The sequence below is a fragment of the Brevundimonas sp. genome (assembly GCF_003248455.1).
Taxonomy (GTDB): Bacteria; Pseudomonadota; Alphaproteobacteria; order Caulobacterales; family Caulobacteraceae; genus Brevundimonas.
Window position 1 is genome coordinate 1 of sequence record NZ_QFNM01000052.1, and the last position, 17065, is coordinate 17065.

Sequence of the window (17065 nt, forward strand, 5' to 3'; positions counted from 1 at the left end):
ATGGCGACCTTCCTGGGCGCGGCGAACCAGCTTTACGCCGACGACATCGACGAGGCCCTGATCGGCGCCAGCGAGATCGTCTATCTGGAAGGCTATCTGTTCGATCCGGCGCCCGCCCGCGCCGCCTTCGAACGCGCCGCCGCCGCCGCGCACAAGGCGGGCCGCAAGGTCGCCATCACCCTGTCCGACACCTTCGTCGTCGCCCGCTGGCGCGCCGAACTGCTCGCCTTCATCGAACAGTCCGCCGACATCGTCCTGGCCAACGAGGCCGAACTGGGCGCCCTGTTCGAGACGGAGGACTTCGACGCGGCCGCCGCGCGACTGGCCGCCATCGTCGAGATCGCCGCCGTCACGCGCGGCGCGGCCGGCTCGGTGGTGATCCGGGGCGACGATCGCGTCGCCGTCGCCGCCTGCCCGGTCGACAAGGTGATCGACACAACTGGCGCCGGCGACCAGTACGCCGCCGGCTTCCTGCTGGGGCTGGCGCGCGGCCTGACCCTGGAACAGGCTGGAAAGCTGGGCTCCCTGGCCGCCAGCGAGGTCATCGCCCATTGGGGTCCACGGCCGATGGTCAGGCTGGCCGATCTGGCCGCCGAGCACGCGCTTGATCTCTGACGCCGCCAGCGAGCCGTCCAAGAAGACGGGAATCGCTTCGCCCCGCCCCTGACCCGCTGTAAGACTGTCGCCATGACGGACAGCCACACGAATCCGGACGGCCCGCCCTGGGAAGAGGACGAGGTCGCCGAGCGGGATCAGAACACCGACGACATGTTCGGCGCCCCGCCCCTCGCGCCCGAACCGCCTGCGCCCGCCGTCGCCTCGGCGCCTGCGAAGCCGTCCCCCGAGCCGGCGCCTGAGGACGGCGCCGCCTACCAGGTGCTGGCCCGCAAATACCGGCCGCGCACCTTCGAGGACCTTATCGGGCAGGAGGCGATGGTGCGCACCCTGACCAACGCCTTCGCCACCGGCCGGATCGCCCACGCCTTCATGCTGACCGGGGTGCGGGGCGTCGGCAAGACGACCACCGCCCGCCTGCTGGCCCGCGCCCTGAACAACGAGACGGAGACCATCGACCGGCCGTCCCTGACCCTGACCGCCCACGGCCGGCACGACGCCGCCATCATGGCCGGCCAGCACATGGACGTGATGGAGATGGACGCAGCGTCCCACACCGGCGTCAACGACATCCGCGACATCCTGGAAAGCGTTCGGTATGCCCCGGTCGAGGCGCGCTACAAGGTCTATGTGCTGGACGAGGTCCACATGCTGTCGACGCAGGCGTTCAACGCCCTGCTGAAGACGCTGGAGGAGCCCCCGCCCCACGCCAAATTCATCTTCGCCACCACCGAGATCCGCAAGGTCCCGGTGACGATCCTGAGCCGGTGCCAACGGTTCGACCTGCGCCGCGTCGAGCCGGAGATCCTGGTCGAGCACCTGGGCCGGATCGCCGACCGCGAGGGCATGAAGATCGAGGCCGACGCCCTGGCCCTGATCTCGCGCGCGGCGGAAGGGTCGGTGCGCGACGGCCTGTCGCTGCTGGACCAGGCCCTGGTCCAGGCCGAGAGGGGCGAAACGGTCAAGACCGATACGGTGCGCGACATGCTGGGATTGGCCGACCGCACCCAGACCATCGCCCTGTTCGAAAGCATCATGGCCGGCCGCACGCCCGAGGCGCTGGAGAGTTTCCGCATCCTGTACGGCTTCGGCGCCGATCCGGTTCAGGTGACCAACGACCTGCTGGAGCATTGCCACGCGGCCTCGGTCGCCAAGATGCTGGGGCCGAACGCGACGCGGCTGCCGAACGACCAGGCGCAGAAGCTGGCGGCGCTGGGCGCGGCCATTCCGGCCGCGACCCTGTCGCGCACCTGGCAGATGCTGCTGAAGGCGCTGGACGAGGTGCGACGGGCGCCCAATCCGGCCGATGCGGTCGAAATGGCCATCGTCCGCCTGGCCTACGCCGCCGACCTGCCCGGCCCGGAAGAGGCGCTGAAACGGCTTCAGTCGGGCGAGCCGCTGGGCGGCGGCGCAGGCCCGCGCGGCGGCGCAGGCGGAGGCGGCGGAACCTCGGCGCAACTGGCGGCGCGCCCGGTCATGGCCCCCGCCCTTCCCGATCCGCAGACCTTCGAACAGGTCGTGGCCCTGATCGGCGAAAAGCGCGAGGTCGGATTGCAGATGGATGTGGAGCGGTTCGTCAAGCCGGTCTCGTTCAAGCCCGGCGCCATCGTCTACGAAAGCGTCCAGGGGGCGCCGGTCGAACTGGCGCGCAAACTGGCCGCGCGCCTGCGCGAATGGACCGGCCGGACATGGCTGATCGCCGCCAACGGCCAGGGCGGCGGCGAGACCCTGATCGAACAGCAGAAGAAGGCCCGCGCCGCCGAACGGGCGGAGGTGGAGGCCAATCCCTTCGTCCAGGCCGTTCTCATGGCCTTCCCCGGCGCCAAGCTGGGCGAGATCAGGACCATCGCCCCGACCGTCGTCACGCCGGAAATCCCCGACGCGGTGGATGACGAAGACTGAACCCGCTTATCGCGGCGCGCGCTTGGCCAGGATGCGTTGCAGGGTGCGGCGGTGCATGCCCAGGCGCCGCGCGGTCTCCGAGACATTGTGGTCGCACAGTTCATAGACGCGCTGGATATGCTCCCAGCGGACCCGATCAGCGCTCATCGGGTTTTCCGGCGGCTCGGGCGTCTCGCCTGAGGCCAGCAGCGCCTTGACGACGTCGTCGGCGTCGGCGGGCTTGGACAGATAGTCGACGGCGCCGGCCTTGACCGCCGCGACGGCGGTGGCGATGGCGCCATAGCCGGTCAGCATGACAATGCGGGCGTCCTGACGCTTTTCGCGCACCGCCTCGACGATCTTCAGCCCGTTGCCGTCCTCCAGCCGCATGTCCAGGACGGCGAAGGCCGGGGCCGCGTCGCGCAACAGCTGCGTCGCCTCGGAAACGGACTCGGCGGTAGTCACCTGAAAACCCCGCGCCTCCAGCGCCCGGCCCATTCGGGTCCGCAGGGCCTGGTCGTCGTCCAGCAGCAACAGCGACTTGTCGGGCAGGGCGGCGATGCGGGTTTCGAGTTCGGACATGGTCGTGATTTCTCCTGCCTCTTCAAGTCGGGAGCGGCGACGCGCGGGTCAAGGCCGGGGTTTGGCCTGCGACGCTTCGACCCAGCGTCCGGTCACGCCGCAACCTCCAGCGCGGGCCGGGCCCAGCGCACCGCGACGCGCGCGCCCCGCGGGACGGCCTTGGCTTCGGGCGCGGCGCCGGGCTGGGGCAGGCCCTGGCCGACGCTGACCGATCCGCCGGTGCGTTCCAACAGGGTGCGGGCGATGAAGAAGCCCAGTCCCATGCCGCCCTGGCTGGGGGCGACGGGGGCCTCCAGACCGCCCGTCGCGGGGACGCGGCGCCTGGACGGACGGGCGGCGGCGGCGATCTGGGCGGCCAGGGCCTGGCGCGCCTTGCCCTGGGGCCGGCTGGTGACATAGGGCTCGCCTAGCCGGGGCAGGATGTCGCTGGAAAAGCCCGGCCCGTCATCCAGGATGTCGATCTCGATCCAGCCGGCGTCGACCACGGCCTGGACCCGCACGGTGGTTGCGGCGAAGTCCGCGGCGTTCTCGACCAGGGTGGAGAGGCCGTGGACCACCTCGGGCATCCGCCGCACGCGCGGCGCCGGCTGGCCGGGCGGGGTCTTGACCAGGACGTCGAAGGCCAGGTCGAACCCCCGGTGCGGCTCCACCACCTCTTCCAGCAGGGCCTTCAGCGACACGTCGGCGTACAGCGCGTCGTCGCCCTCGGGCTGTTGCGACAACTGGGTCAGTATGCCCCGGCATCGTTCGGCCTGTTGCAGGATCAGCGCGGCGTCCTCGGCCGCGTCGCTGTCGGGCGCCGAGGCCCGCTGCAGCTCCTTGGCCACGACCTGGATGGTCGCCAGCGGCGTGCCCAGTTCGTGCGCCGCCGCCGCCGCCAGTCCGCCCAAGGCCGCCAGCCGCTGTTCGCGCTGGAGCACGTCCTGGGTGGTGGCCAGGGCCAGTTCGAGTTTCTCCGCGTCCGCCGCCACCCGCCAGGCGTAGCCGGCGGTGAACACCACGCCCGTCACCAGGGCCATGGCCATGCCCAGCCGATAGAGCAGGGGCAGGTGGAAATCCTCGTAGGGCCGCCACGGCAGCGGCTCGGACCAGAAGAACAGGACGCCCACGGCCACCAGGGCCAGCACCCCCAGCATCAGGGCCTGGCGCGCGGGCAGGGCCGCCGCCGCGATCGTCACCGGCGCCACCAGAAGCAGGCAGAACGGGTTTTCCAGGCCCCCGGTCAGGGCCAGCAGCACGCCCAGCTGGAAGATGTCGAAGCCCAGGTGGATCGCGGTCTGCTTGCCGTCGGGCAGGCTCGCTTCCAGCCTCCTGACCCGCGCCATGGCCCCCACGTTCACCGCCGCGCTGACGGCGATCACGATCAGGCAGGGCCATAGCGGCAGGGGGAAGTGCAGCACCTGGTGCGCCGTCAGGATCGCCGCGCTCTGGCCCAGAATGGTCAGCCAGCGCAGCACGATCAGCGTCCTGAGCGAAAAGCCCCGCCCCCGGCGCGGCGCGTCGCGCCACCCCTCCAGCGGATCGGACGCCAGGGCGAAGGGCGCCAAAGTCTGGGGCGATGAGGCGCCATGCGGCGCGATGCGGGCTTCTGTCGAGGTCACGCGACTTCTATAGACCGGTCGAAGCCGTTTCGTGAGAGGGTCGTCATGCCGCGTCGTTCCATCCTGCTGTTCGCCGGCGCCTGCATCGCCGCGGCGGTCGCCCTTGCCATCGTCACCGTGGTCGTGGTCGGCGGCCGCGGCGGCCCGTCGAACGGCGCCGAGATCGCCTCGACCGGACAACCCCTGATCGGCGGCGATTTCCAGCTCGTGAACCAGGACGGCCGGACGGTCGACCAGACGATGCTGAACGGCAAATGGAGCCTGGTCTTCTTCGGCTTCACCTACTGCCCGGAATACTGCCCCACCACCCTGGCCGAACTGGCTGCGGTGCAGCAGCGACTGGGCGACAAGGCGCGTGATCTCCAGATCGTCTTCGTCAGCGTCGATCCCGAGCGCGACACGCCGCAGATGCTGAAGGACTATCTGTCGTCGGACGGCTTTCCCAAGGGGACCATCGGCCTGACAGGCACGCCCGAACAGGTGGCCCAGGCGGCCAAGGCCTATCGCGCCTTCTACCAGAAGGTCGGCGAGGGCGAGACCTATACGATGAACCACTCCCTGACCGTCTATCTGATGGGGCCGGACGGACGGTTCCGCACGGCCGTCGCCTATGGAATGGGACCCGACAAGACGACCAGGATCATCGAACAGGCCATGGCGCGGGGATAAGGCCCACCCCATAATCCTTTTGCAGGACGATGCGTTCTATGTTGCCCTGCGTCAGAGCGGCGCCAGGCCGTAACGGATCGTCATGCTCTACGCCTTTCACGAACTCGCCTACCAGTCGGCCCTGCCGTTCCGCATCGGCGCCCAGATGGCCCGAAGCTTCTGGACCTCGCCGCTTAATCCGGCGGCCGACACCGCCATCGGCCGCACCGCCTACGCCTCGGCCGAACTGTTCGAAAGCGTGACGCGGCGCTACGGCAAGCCGGCCTGGGGGCTGGAGACGCTGGAGATCGGCGGCAAGGCCGTCCGCACCGCCGAGCAGGTCATCTGGCAAAGCCCCTGGTGCCGCCTGATCCGGTTCGCGCGCAACATCGGCGACCTGAAACGCGCCGGAAAGCCCGCCGCCGGACCTGCGGTCCTGATCGTGGCGCCGCTGTCGGGCCACTACGCCACCCTGCTGCGCGGCACGGTCGAGGCCTTCCTTCAGGACCACGACGTCTATGTCACCGACTGGACCAACGCCCGGCAGGTCCCGGTGTTGGAGGGGCGGTTCGACTTCTTCGACTACATCGACCACATCCGGCTGATGCTGGCCGAGATGGGCGGCCGCCCCCATGTGGTCGGCGTCTGCCAGCCCGGCCCGCCCGTCCTGGCCGCCGCCGCCGTGATGGCCGAGGACGGGGACGAGAACCGGCCCCTGTCCATGACCTTCATGGGCTCGCCCATCGACGCCCGCCTGTCCCCGACCGTGACCAACCAACTGGCGGAGGAAAAGCCCTTCACCTGGTTCAGGTCCAACATGATCCACACCGTGCCCCTGCCCTATGCGGGGTTCGGGCGGCGGGTCTATCCGGGCTTCGTCCAGCTCTACAGCTTCATGTCGATGAACGAGGCGCGCCACCGCGACGCCCACTGGGACTATTTCAACAGCCTGATCGCCGGCGACGGCGACGGGGTGGAGAAGCACGAGGAATTCTACGACGAATATCTGTCGGTGCTGGACCTGACCGAGGAATTCTATCTCCAGACCATCGACATCGTCTTCCAGCAGCATCTGCTGATGACGGTCGAGGGCGAGAAGGACGACATCTCCGGCGTCGGCCAGACCCAGGCCGCGCACGGCCTGTGCCCCAACATCCCCGACGATCGCCGCGTCCTCTACGTCCAGCCGGGCGTGGGCCACTACGGCGTGTTCAACGGCCGTCGCTTCCGCGACGAGATCTATCCCCGCGTCCGCGATTTCATCGCCCAGAACGAGGCCCTGAGTGGCATATCGCAACGGTCAGCGACTGCCGCTTGACGCGGCGGGCGGGGACTCAGGTTCCGGCCCGACCCTGAGACTGTCCGTCAATCCGCGCGCCCGGCGCCTGTCGGTGCGGATCGACACGCGCGCGGGCGAGGCGGTGGTGATCGCCCCCACCGAACGCGGCCTGATCCAGGCCGTCGCCTTCGCCCGCACCAAGGCCGTCTGGATCGGCGAACGGCTGGCGGTGCACCCCAGGAGCCGGCCGCTGGAACCGGGCCAGGTCATCTCTCTGCGCGGTCGCCCCGTGCGGCTGGAGGCCGTCCCCGGCGCCGGGGCCGCGCGCCTGGTCGAGGACGGAACGGTCATCCGCTCGGGCGGCGAGGGCGAGGCCTATGCCCGCCGGGTCGAGAACCTGTTGAAACGCGAGGCGCGCCAGACCCTGGTCGAGCGCACCGACCATCATCTGCGGACGCTGGGCCAGAGGCCGGTCCAGGTCTCCATCGCCGACACCCGCTCGCGCTGGGGCTCGTGCAGCCCGCACAACCGCACCATCCGCTATTCCTGGCGCGTCGTCATGGCCCCGCCCCCGGTCATCGACTATCTGGCCGCCCACGAGGTCGCCCATCTGGTCCACGCCGACCACAGCCCGGCCTATTGGTCGGTGGTGGAGCGACTGGTCGGAGACCATCGCCCCTGGCGCAAATGGCTGAAGGATTACGGCGGCGCCCTGCACGCGGTGGGGCGATAAAGACGCCCCTCTCCTCCCCATTTCATGGGGCGAGGTGCGGCGCGGCTTCGCGCCGCGAAGGAGGGCCTTGGCCGCATCGCAAACATCCGTGGTGTCGCCCCTCCACCGCTTCGCGGTCCCGTCCCCACCGCTTGCGCGGCGGGAAGGAGAAGGGCGCTCAGAAGAAAAGGGCGTCCGGCTTGCGTTCGGGGGCGGGGCGGCCTTCGGGCTGCTGGGCGGGCGGCGCCCCGAGGGGCCGGACCGGCTGCTGGGGCGTCGGCTGTCTTTGCGGGATCGGCTGAACGGCGACGCCCGGCTGCTCCACATAGGGTTCGCCCTGATCGGGATCGACCGGTTCGACCAGGGCGCCGCCCTGGTCCAGGCCGCTCATCAGGTCGCCGACCGGATCGGGCGCGACCCAGCCTTCGGGCATGGGCGGGCCGTTGGGGATGGCCGGGGCGTCCAGGCGCGGCAGGGCCGCCTCCATGAAGCCCTTCCAGATGGCGGCGGGCGACGACCCGCCGGTCACGCCGCGCATGGCGGTGTTGTCGTCCTTGCCCACCCAGACGGCGGCGACGAAGCCGCCGGTGTAGCCGACGAACCAGGCGTCCTTGTAGTCCGAGGTCGTGCCGGTCTTGCCCGCCAGATCGCGGCCCGGGATGGCCGCCGACCGGCCCGATCCGCCCGTCACCACGCCGCGCAGCATCTGGTTCATGTAATAGAGCGGCGGATTGTTGATGGCCTGGCCGCTCTGGCCGCTGTCGCGCTGATAGATGACGCGGCCCTGGGGGGTGCGGATGCGGCTTATGCCATAGGCTTCGACGCGGCGCCCGCCGTTGGCGAAGGCGTCATAGGCGGTCGCCATCTCCAGCGGCGACACCTCCACGGCGCCCAGGGCCATGGCCGGCTCCAGGCCGATGCGGCTTTCGATGCCCAGGCGTCGGGCGGCGCGGGCAACGCTGTCGCGCCCGACCTGGTCGGCGACCTGGGCCGCCACCGTATTGGTCGACTGGGCCACGGCCTGGGCGATGGTCATCGGCCCGCTGAACGTGCCGGAATAGTTCTTGGGCGACCAGGCGCCGATGGTGATCGGCTGATCGACCACCGGGGTCTGGGGCGTATAGCCGGCCTCCATCGCCGCCAGATAGACAAAGGGCTTCCAGGCCGACCCGGCCTGACGGCGCGCATCGACCGCGCGGTTGAACTGGCTGTCGGCGTATGACGAACCGCCGATCATGGCGCGCACCCGCCCGTCGCCGTCCAGGGCGACCAGGGCCGCCTGCTGCACGCCGCGTCCGCCGTCGCGGTCCAGGATGCGGCGCACCGACCGTTCGGCCGCCGTCTGCAGCGTCAGGTCCAGGGTGGTCTCGACCACCATGTCCTCGGACGGTTCGCCGACCAGGCCGCGGATCGACTTGTCCAGCCAGTCGATGAAATACTGGGCGTGCTGCGTCGCCAGGGTGCGCGAGACGATGACCGGCTGGGTCACGGCCTGTTCGCGCTGGGCGGCGGTGATGACCCCGGCCTCCTCCATCTCGTTCAGGACGACGGTGGCGCGGGCGGCGGCGCGCTCGCTTTCGGACACCGGCGAATAGCGCGACGGCGCCTTCAGAAGGCCCGCCAGCAGGGCGGCCTCTCCGACCGTCAGATCCTTGGCCGACTTGTCGAAATAGCGTTGCGACGCCGCCTCGATCCCATAGGCGCCGGCGCCGAAATAGACCCGGTTCAGATACAGGGCCAGGATTTCCTTCTTGGAGAATTTCATCTCCAGCCAGACGGCCAGCATCAGCTCCTGCACCTTGCGGCGCATGTTCTGGTCGGGCGTCAGGAACAGGTTCTTGGCCAGCTGCTGCGTCAGGGTCGATCCGCCCTGCACCACCCGACCGGCGCGGACATTGGTGGCCATGGCCCGCATCATGCCGATGGGGTCGAAGCCGGGGTGGTGATAGAAGCGCCGGTCCTCGATGGCGATGAAGGCGGCCGGCACATAGTCTGGCAGGGCGTCCAGATCGGCGGGCGGCGCCATCTGCGTGCCCCGCGTCGCGATCAGGGCGCCGTTGCGATCCAGATAGGTGATCGAGGGCTGGCGATCGGCCTGATACAGGCTGGAGGTGTCGGGCAGGCCGCGCGCGAAGACGGCGAAGAAGACCACCAGGAAGATCAGCCCCCACACCGCCAGGACCGCGCTCCAGTAGAACAACCGTCCCAGGGCCGACCGGCGGGGCTTGCCCTGCGCCTGTGGTCCGCCCGCATTCACCGGTCCCGCCATGTCCGTCCTTCAGATGCCGCGCTGGGCGAGTTCTCGTTCATCGGCTGTGTATCGCGTATGAACGCCCGCCGAAATGGTCCCGCCGACTTCACGGGATCGTGAGCGGCTATTTCGCCGAAAGAAAGGCGCGCTCGGCCAGCCAGACGCCGGTTTCCGCTCCGTCGTATTCCACGCGCAAGCGGGCGTCGATCAGCAGGGCGCGATAGGCCTCTGGCCCCAGACTGGCGTGATAGAGCGGCTCGCCCCGCCAGTCGCCGATGGTCTCACCGTGGGCCTGGCCGGAGGTGAACATCAGCCGCCCGCCTTCTTCGACGCACGCCGCCAGTTTCGGCAGCACCTTCCTCTGATCGTCGGGGCTGAGATGAAACAGGCTGTGCCAAGCCAGAACGCCGTCGAACGGACCTGGAGGCAGGGACTCCCGCATATCTCCAACCGACCACACACCCATCGGCACAGTCGCCTGAGCATGGGCGATCAGGCCCGGCGACGCATCCACCCCCGTCACCTGAAGCCCCCGCTCCAGCAGAGCGGCCCCAATAGGCCAGCCCGAACCGCAGCCGGCGTCCAGAATCGTCGCCCCTGCGGACAGGTCGGCGGCGAAGCGATCCAGCCAGATCGCTTCGTCCACCCCGCCCTCGCCGCAATACAGGGTCGCGCCTCGATCCCGGACCCAGTCGTCGGCCTTGTCCCGATAAAGGTCGACGATCCGTTCCGCAGACGGATGGGTCACGGCGTCTATTTCGCCAGGAAGGCGTCCAGCGCGCCGTAGAAGGCCTGGGGCTGGTCGAACATGACGAAATGGGCGCTGTCGTCGATCCGCTTCAGGGCCGCGCCCGGTAGGCCGGCGTAGGACGCCTGATAGACGGCGTCGGTGATCTCGGGCGTCATGCGGGCGTCGTTGAACTTGACGTACAGCACCTCGGTCGGGGCGGTGATCCGCGGCAGTTCGGAGCGCAGGTCGGTGGCGACCAGTTCGCGGAAGGCGGCGGCCGAGACCTTCTGGTCGCTTCGCCTCATGTCTTCAAGCGCCTCTTCGCGGCGGCTTTCGGTGTTGATCATGCCGGTGATGGAGGCCGTGGCCTGGGCCACATAGGCTTCGCGCGGACTGTTCGACTGGGCGGCCCAGATCTGGTCCGCGACCGGGGCTACGGTCTCGGCGGTCGCGCCGGGGCCCGAGAACATCGCCCCCATGAAGGGGATCATGTCCACCACCATCAGACGCCCGACCTGATCGGGATGGCGCGCCGCCAGCATCAGGCCGATGGTCCCGCCCATCGAATGGCCGACGACGGCGGGGCGGGACAGGCCCTGTTCGCGGATGTAGCGGGCGATCTCCTCGGCTGCGGGAGCCGCGACGGGCGTCGGGGCCGGTCCCGTCTGGGCGTTCGCGCCGGCCGGAGCCCCGGCGAACCCGTTGACCTGGATGCGGTGCACGCGCCAGCCCGCGCCGTCCTGCGCCGTCAGATGGTCGACCGTCCCCTGCCAGATTTCGGGCGAGGAACTGAGGCCGGGGATCAGGATGATGTCGCGCCCGTCCATATCTCCATCGACCCGGACCTGGATGCGGTCGGATTCAAAGATCGCTTGGGGGTGGGCCCGGTCTTGGGCCTGGGCCTGGGCCATGGCGGGGGCGGCCAGGACGGCGACGGCGACGGCGGCGGCGGCGGCGAGCATTCTGAACATGGCGAAACATCCCTTCGACGCCGTGTGCGGCGCTCTTCGATCCGATTTAACCGCGTCCGGCCGGTCGGGGAAAGGCGCCGCTTGGACAAACCGTCCGAGCCTTGCCCCGGCAGGGGTCTATGGCTCGGCCCGCAGCGCTGGTAAACAGCCGGTCATGACCGCCGAACCTGTCCAGCCTTCCGCCCGCGCCGCCAAGGCCCCGCCGACCGCCTTCGGCAAGGGATTCGTCGCCGACGCCTGGTATTTCGTCGCCCTGGGCCGGGACGTCGCGCCCGCCAGCTTGAAACGCTACGAGATCATGGGCGAGCCGGTGCTGGTCGGGCGCACCCGCGCGGGCCAGGTCTATGCGATGCGCGACATCTGTCCGCACCGCGCCGCGCCCCTGTCGGCCGGTCGGCTGGTCGAAAAGCCCGGCGAGGGCGAGACCATCGAATGCCCCTATCACGGCTGGCGCTTTCGGCCCGACGGCGTCTGCGCCAGGATTCCCTCCCTGGTCGAGGATCAGGCCTTCGAGGCGGACCGCATCCGCGTCCGGTCCTATCCGGTGCGCGAGAGCCAGGGGATCGTCTTCGTCTGGATGGCGTCGGACGCCCGCGATCCGATGGCGCCGGATCACGAACCGCCGGTCTTCCCAGGCGTCGTGGGCGGCCAGCCGAAACTGGTCGAGGCGATGGATTTCGACAGCCATATCGACCACGCCGTCGTCGGCCTGATGGACCCCGCCCACGGCCCCTATGTCCATCAGCAATGGTGGTGGCGATCCGAACACTCGATGCACGAAAAGGCCAAGGCCTTCGCGCCGGTCGAGTTCGGCTGGGCCATGGTGCGCCACGCCCCGTCGTCGAACAGCCGCCTCTACAAGATTCTGGGCGGCGCCCCGGCGACCGAGATCACCTTCCGCCTGCCCGGCTTTCGCTGGGAGCATATCCAGGTCGGCCAGAAACAGGTGCTGGCCCTGACCTGCCTGACCCCGATCACCGAAACCAGGACCCGCATCACCCAGATGTTCTGGTCCGACCACTGGGTGTTCGACATCGCCAAACCCTTCCTGCGGATGGGGGTGGTCGCCTTCCTGAAACAGGACGGCGGCATGGTGAACCTGCAGAACGAGGGGCTGCGCTATGACCCCGCCCTGATCTGGATCGACGACGCCGACAAACAGGCCAAATGGTATCAGCAGCTGAAGCGCGAATGGACCAGAAGCCGCGCCGAGGACCGGCCCTTCGTCAACCCCATCCAGCCCACGACGCTGCGGTGGAAAAGCTGATTGGCGCCCCCACGGCCGGGTTCGACATCCAGCTTTCGTAGCGCCCAAGACCCCGCTCAAGCGGCAAGCGCCGCGTCGTGTCGTGTCGTGTCGTGTCGCGAGCGTTAGCGCAAAAAACGCGCTCAAGCAGCGAGCCGCCGCGCGGCGAGCGTTAGCGCACTAAATATGATGAAGGGTGGAGACCGCGACCCGAAGGGGAATTCGTTGTGGCTGCTGCCTTCCGGCCCTGACCAGATTGGCGAAGCCTTCGCCCGCGATCTCCGTTGGGGGATATGACGGGTGCAGGCGGCGGAATCAAGAGCTACAAGGCCGCATGGCTCATCAGAACATCTTCGCCGGCAATCCGCTGGACCGGGCCGGCGATCTCAGGAACGACCCGGACTGGCTGGCCGAACAGGCGGACAAGCCCTACGCCCAGGCCCTGGCGCTGTGGGAGGGGCGTCCGCTGATCGAGGAGACCGATCAGGGACCGCGCCTGGTCTGGCTGTCCATGACCCACGCGCGAAATCTGGTGCGCGACCGCGAGGCCTTTCTGGGTCTGTGGAAGGAAGAGCCGGTCTTCGCCATAGAGTTCGAAGGCTCCATCGACCCGACCGAGGGGCCGGTGCGGGGCCTGGGCGTCTTTCACGACATGCGCGGCGCGGCGGCCATCCTGCCGGCGGCGGATGCGGCCATGGCGGGCGGGGCCAAGAGCCTGTTCGACTGGCGGCGCCGACACGGATTCTGCGCCAACTGCGGCGCCCTGTGCGAAACGGCCTCTGGTGGTTGGAAACGGCGTTGCCTGGCCTGCGGGACGGAACATTTCCCGCGCGTCGATCCCGTCACCATCATGCTGCCGATCTACAAGGGCGGGGCCGAACCGCTCTGCCTGCTGGGCCGTCAGGCGGCCTGGGCGCCGGGTCGGATGTCGGCCCTGGCCGGCTTCCTGGAGCCGGGCGAATCCATCGAGGAGGCCTGCGCCCGCGAGGTCAAGGAGGAAGCGGGACTGACGGTCGTCGACACGACCTATCACTCCAGCCAGCCGTGGCCCTTCCCGTCGCAGCTGATGATCGGCCTGTTGGCCGAGGTGTCCGACGATCAAGCCCGACCGGACCAGACCGAACTGGAAAGCGTCGCCTGGCTGACGCGGGATCAGGCGCGCGCCGTCCTGGCGGGCGAACACCCGACCATCACCGCCCCGCCCCCCTTCGCCATCGCCCACAGCCTGATCCAGGCCTGGGTCGAACAGGGCTAGGGCGCTTTCCGCTTGTCTGAGCTTGGCCTTGGGAACCCGACCAATGAGCGGGCGGTTGATGCTGCGACCCACCAACGGAGACGCCGCATGAGCGACCAACTGACCCCGGCCGAGGCCGAGAAGGAATTCTGGAAGAGCCTGAAGGAGTCCAACACGGGCATGCTGGGCGTCGACCGTCCCGGCTATCACCACCAGCCGATGACCGGCTTCGGCGAGGACGAGACCGGGACCATCTGGTTCTTCACCCGCGACGACACCGATTTCGCGCGCGACGTCGCCTCTGGCGGCCAGAAGGGCATGTTCTGCTACCAGGCCAAGGACCAGAAGGTTCAGGCCTGCATCCACGGCGGCCTGACCATCGACCAGGACCGCAGCCGGATCGACAAATACTGGAATCCCGTCGTCGCCGCCTGGTACCCGGAGGGCAAGGACGACCCCCATCTGACGATGATCCGCTTCGACGCCGAAGACGGCCGCGTGTGGGTGTCCGACAAGGGCGCCCTGGGCTTCGGCTACGAAGTCCTGAAGGCCAATCTGACCAAGACCATGCCCGACGCCGGCGGCGTGTCGGATGTGAAGCTCTAGGCCCGACTCGACATCATGGTTCGAAAGGCGAGCGCCGTCGCGCTCGCCTTTCTGCGTCCTATCCCGCGAAACACCAGGCCAGGACGGCCTTCTGGGCATGGATGCGGTTTTCGGCCTCGTCCCAGACCAGCGACTTCGACCCGTCGATCACGGCGTCGGAGACTTCCTCGCCGCGGTGGGCCGGCAGGCAGTGCAGGAAGACGGCGCCGGGTTCGGCCAGGTCCATCAGGGCCTCGTCGACCGAATAGGCTTCGAACGCCGCCAGCCGCGCCTCGTAGTCCTTGTCGCCCATCGAGACCCAGGTGTCGGTCACGACGACGTCGGCGCCCTTGACCGCCTCGCGCGGGTCCGAGGTCAGGGTCACGGCGTTTCCGCCCTTGGCGAGATCGCGCAGGTCGGGGTGGTATTCCGCCGGACAGGCGACATTCAGATGGAAGCCGAACTTGGGCGCCGCGTGCATGAAGCTGTGGCAGACGTTGTTGCCGTCCCCGACCCAGGCGATGGTCTTGCCCGCGACCGGGCCGAGGTGTTCCTCGATCGTCTGAAGGTCGGCCAGGATCTGGCAGGGGTGAGAACGGTCGGTCAGGCCGTTGATGACCGGCACGGTCGAGACGCGGGCGAAGCGTTCGACGTCCTCGTGGTCGTTGGCGCGTATCATCACCGCATCCACCATGCGCGACAGGACCCGGGCGGTGTCCTCGACCGGCTCGCCCCGGCCCAGCTGCATGTCCGACGCCGTGGCGATGATGGACGCCCCGCCCAGTTGGCGAATGGCCGCGTCGAAGCTGAAGCGGGTGCGGGTCGAGTTCTTCTCGAAGATCATGGCCAGGACGCGGTCCCGCCCCGGCGCGTCCGCGTCGGCGCGCCCCTGGGGCCAACCCTTGCGGGCCGCCTTGCGCGCATGGGCGTCGTCCAGAATGGCGCGCAACTCGGCGGCTTCGAGCCGGTGAATGTCGAGGAAATGGCGGGTCATGAGTGATCCGGTCGGGGCGAAAAGAGGTTCATCACAAAGAGCACAACGAGGTCACGACGAACACGACGGAAGGCTGGCCTGCGGGTCATAACACCAGACGGCGGAAGCCGTCCTTCAGTCTGGGCGTGTTGAAGTTGATCAGATAACCCAATCGAACCTGCGAGAACCGCAGATAGGTGAGGATTTGCGCGGTGTGGATCGACGCCAAGGCGTCGATCGCCTTCACCTCGACGATCACCTGACGCCCGACGAGCAGATCGAGGCGAAAGCCCACGTCCAATCGGTCCTCGCGATAATGGACGGGGACGGCGACCTGGCGCTCCACGACAAGACCGGCTCGTGCCAGGTCGCCGGCTAGGCAATGCTCGTAAACCGACTCCAGCAGACCCGGTCCGAGTTCCCGGTGCACGGCGAAGGCCGCATCCATGACGGCGCGGCCGATCTGGTTCACTTCCGGTGAAACAGGCGCCCTCTCGTCGTGTCCGCCGTGCATCCGCCGTGCCCGTTGTGATGAACCTGAATCAGCCCGCCAGCTTTTCTCGCGCCACTTCGCAGGCGCCTTCAAACCGCGCGATGGCCTCGCGAGCCTCTTCCAGGGTCAGGTTGAGCGGCGGCAGCATCCGCACGCAGTTGTCGCCGCCGCCGGCGATCAGCAGCTGCTGCGTGTCGCGCGCCAGGGCCATGAAGTCGCGATTGTTCGGAACCAGCTTGACCCCGATCAACAGCCCCTTGCCGCGCACGTCCACGATCACGTCGGGAAAACGCGCCTGAAGACCGGCCAGCTGCTGCTTCAGATAGCCAGCGATCTCGGCGACATTGTCCAGCGTCTCGGGACTGTTGATCAGGGCGAGCGCCTTCTGACCCACCGCCATGGCCAGCGGATTGCCGCCGAAGGTCGATCCGTGGACGCCGACCGTCATGCCCGAGGCCGCCTTGGCCGAGGCCAGGCAGGCGCCGATGGGAAAGCCGCCGCCCAGGGCCTTGGCCACCGCCATGATGTCCGGCGCCATGCCGGCCCATTCGTGGGCCCACAGCTTGCCGGTCCGGCCCATGCCGCACTGGACCTCGTCGAAGATCAGCAGCACGCCGTTGTCGTCGGCCATCTGGCGCATCCAGCGCAGATCCTCGACCGGCGTCTCGCGGCAACCGCCCTCGCCCTGGACCGGCTCCAGGATGACGGCGGCCGTGGTCGGGTTTTCGAAGGCGGCCTTCAGCGCGTCCTTGTCGCCCCATTTCAGCTGGTGGAAGCCCTGCATCGGCGGGCCGAAGCCCTCGGTGTAGCTGGGGTTGGCGGCCGCGTTGATCGCCCCATAGGTCCGGCCGTGGAACGAGCCGTCGAAGCCGTAGATGTCGATCCGATCGGGCGCGCCATTGGCCGAATGATATTTGCGCGCCGTCTTCAGCGCGCACTCGACCGCTTCCGTGCCCGAGTTGGTGAAGAAGACCACGTCGGCGAAGCTGGCCTCGCACAGGGCGTCGGCCAGGGCTTCCTGGCCCGGAATGCGGAAGATGTTGGACACGTGCCACAGCTTCTCGGCCTGATCCTTGACCGCCTGGACCAGTTCGGGGTGGGCGTGGCCCAGGCCGTTGGTCGATATGCCGGCGACGCAGTCCAGATATTCGGTCCCGTCGGTCGACCACAGACGCGCGCCTCGGCCGCGTTCCACTTCCAGCGGCGCGCGATTGTAGACACCCATCAGATGTTCAGTGGACACGGGACCAAGACCTCCAAAAGC

16 protein-coding genes and 1 other RNA gene are annotated in these 17065 nt (G+C 68.8%); 8 read left to right on the forward strand and 9 right to left on the reverse strand.

The annotated features are described in order from the left end of the window. The coding region (locus tag DI624_RS15135) for an adenosine kinase (RefSeq protein ID WP_291540141.1) at positions 1–615 on the forward strand (615 nt) is incomplete at its 5' end. 72 nt (positions 616–687) lie between these two features. Further along, positions 688–2517 carry a DNA polymerase III subunit gamma/tau gene (locus DI624_RS15140; protein ID WP_291540143.1) on the forward strand — a complete coding sequence of 610 codons (1830 nt, stop codon included), beginning with the start codon at positions 688–690 and terminating at the stop codon, positions 2515–2517. Between the two features lie 6 nt (positions 2518–2523). Here the strand turns inward: DI624_RS15140 and DI624_RS15145 are convergent, their stop codons facing one another. Together DI624_RS15145 and DI624_RS15150 are read right to left on the reverse strand one after the other, a co-directional pair. After that, positions 2524–3078, reverse strand: a complete 555-nt coding sequence (locus tag DI624_RS15145; RefSeq protein ID WP_291540145.1) for an ActR/PrrA/RegA family redox response regulator transcription factor — start codon at positions 3076–3078, stop codon at positions 2524–2526. 92 nt (positions 3079–3170) lie between these two features. Next, entirely contained in the window at positions 3171–4679 is a 1509-nt protein-coding gene (locus tag DI624_RS15150) for an ActS/PrrB/RegB family redox-sensitive histidine kinase (protein ID WP_291540147.1), read from the reverse strand. A gap of 45 nt (positions 4680–4724) precedes the next feature. Here DI624_RS15150 and DI624_RS15155 point away from each other — a divergent pair, with 45 nt between their 5' ends. The 3 genes from DI624_RS15155 (at position 4725) to DI624_RS15165 (ending at position 7339) form a co-directional block, all read left to right on the forward strand. After that, positions 4725–5348, forward strand: a complete 624-nt coding sequence (locus tag DI624_RS15155) for an SCO family protein (protein WP_291540149.1) — start codon at positions 4725–4727, stop codon at positions 5346–5348. Positions 5349–5430: 82 nt separating this feature from the next. Beyond that, positions 5431–6645: a polyhydroxyalkanoate depolymerase gene (locus tag DI624_RS15160; protein WP_291540151.1), complete on the forward strand. Its 1215-nt coding sequence runs from the start codon at positions 5431–5433 to the stop codon at positions 6643–6645. After that, on the forward strand, positions 6611–7339 hold the full coding sequence (locus DI624_RS15165) for a M48 family metallopeptidase (RefSeq protein WP_291540152.1): 729 nt from the start codon (positions 6611–6613) through the stop codon (positions 7337–7339). Before DI624_RS15160 ends, DI624_RS15165 begins: the two co-directional genes overlap by 35 nt. A 157-nt stretch (positions 7340–7496) precedes the next feature. Here the strand turns inward: DI624_RS15165 and DI624_RS15170 are convergent, their stop codons facing one another. The 3 genes from DI624_RS15170 to DI624_RS15180 form a co-directional block, all read right to left on the reverse strand. After that, positions 7497–9587 carry a transglycosylase domain-containing protein gene (locus tag DI624_RS15170; protein WP_291540154.1) on the reverse strand — a complete coding sequence of 697 codons (2091 nt, stop codon included), beginning with the start codon at positions 9585–9587 and terminating at the stop codon, positions 7497–7499. Positions 9588–9693: 106 nt separating this feature from the next. Further along, positions 9694–10317 (reverse strand): trans-aconitate 2-methyltransferase, encoded by a 624-nt coding sequence (locus DI624_RS15175; protein ID WP_291540155.1) that lies wholly within the window; start codon positions 10315–10317, stop codon positions 9694–9696. Between the two features lie 5 nt (positions 10318–10322). After that, positions 10323–11270 carry an alpha/beta hydrolase gene (locus tag DI624_RS15180; RefSeq protein WP_291540158.1) on the reverse strand — a complete coding sequence of 316 codons (948 nt, stop codon included), beginning with the start codon at positions 11268–11270 and terminating at the stop codon, positions 10323–10325. A gap of 154 nt (positions 11271–11424) precedes the next feature. Here DI624_RS15180 and DI624_RS15185 point away from each other — a divergent pair, with 154 nt between their 5' ends. Beyond that, positions 11425–12537 (forward strand): aromatic ring-hydroxylating dioxygenase subunit alpha, encoded by a 1113-nt coding sequence (locus DI624_RS15185; RefSeq protein ID WP_291540159.1) that lies wholly within the window; start codon positions 11425–11427, stop codon positions 12535–12537. Positions 12538–12708: 171 nt separating this feature from the next. On the opposite strand, the gene ffs is transcribed toward DI624_RS15185, so the two are convergent. Then, positions 12709–12802, reverse strand: an RNA gene (ffs, locus tag DI624_RS15190) — signal recognition particle sRNA small type. A 48-nt stretch (positions 12803–12850) separates the two neighbouring features. On the opposite strand from ffs, the gene nudC reads away from it, so the two are divergent. Both nudC and DI624_RS15200 read left to right on the forward strand, forming a co-directional pair. Continuing rightward, positions 12851–13771, forward strand: coding sequence for an NAD(+) diphosphatase (gene nudC, locus DI624_RS15195; RefSeq protein WP_291540161.1), 921 nt, complete (start codon positions 12851–12853; stop codon positions 13769–13771). An 87-nt stretch (positions 13772–13858) separates the two neighbouring features. Continuing rightward, positions 13859–14356 (forward strand): pyridoxamine 5'-phosphate oxidase family protein, encoded by a 498-nt coding sequence (locus DI624_RS15200; RefSeq protein WP_291540163.1) that lies wholly within the window; start codon positions 13859–13861, stop codon positions 14354–14356. Positions 14357–14414: 58 nt separating this feature from the next. On the opposite strand, the gene argF is transcribed toward DI624_RS15200, so the two are convergent. The 3 genes from argF to DI624_RS15215 form a co-directional block, all read right to left on the reverse strand. Further along, a complete protein-coding gene (argF, locus tag DI624_RS15205) occupies positions 14415–15329 on the reverse strand; it encodes an ornithine carbamoyltransferase (protein WP_291540165.1) in 915 nt (304 codons plus the stop codon). Between the two features lie 85 nt (positions 15330–15414). Next, on the reverse strand, positions 15415–15894 hold the full coding sequence (locus DI624_RS15210) for a GxxExxY protein (protein ID WP_291540166.1): 480 nt from the start codon (positions 15892–15894) through the stop codon (positions 15415–15417). Next, entirely contained in the window at positions 15851–17026 is a 1176-nt protein-coding gene (locus DI624_RS15215; RefSeq protein WP_291540168.1) for an aspartate aminotransferase family protein, read from the reverse strand. Before DI624_RS15215 ends, DI624_RS15210 begins: the two co-directional genes overlap by 44 nt. Positions 17027–17065 lie beyond the last annotated feature (39 nt).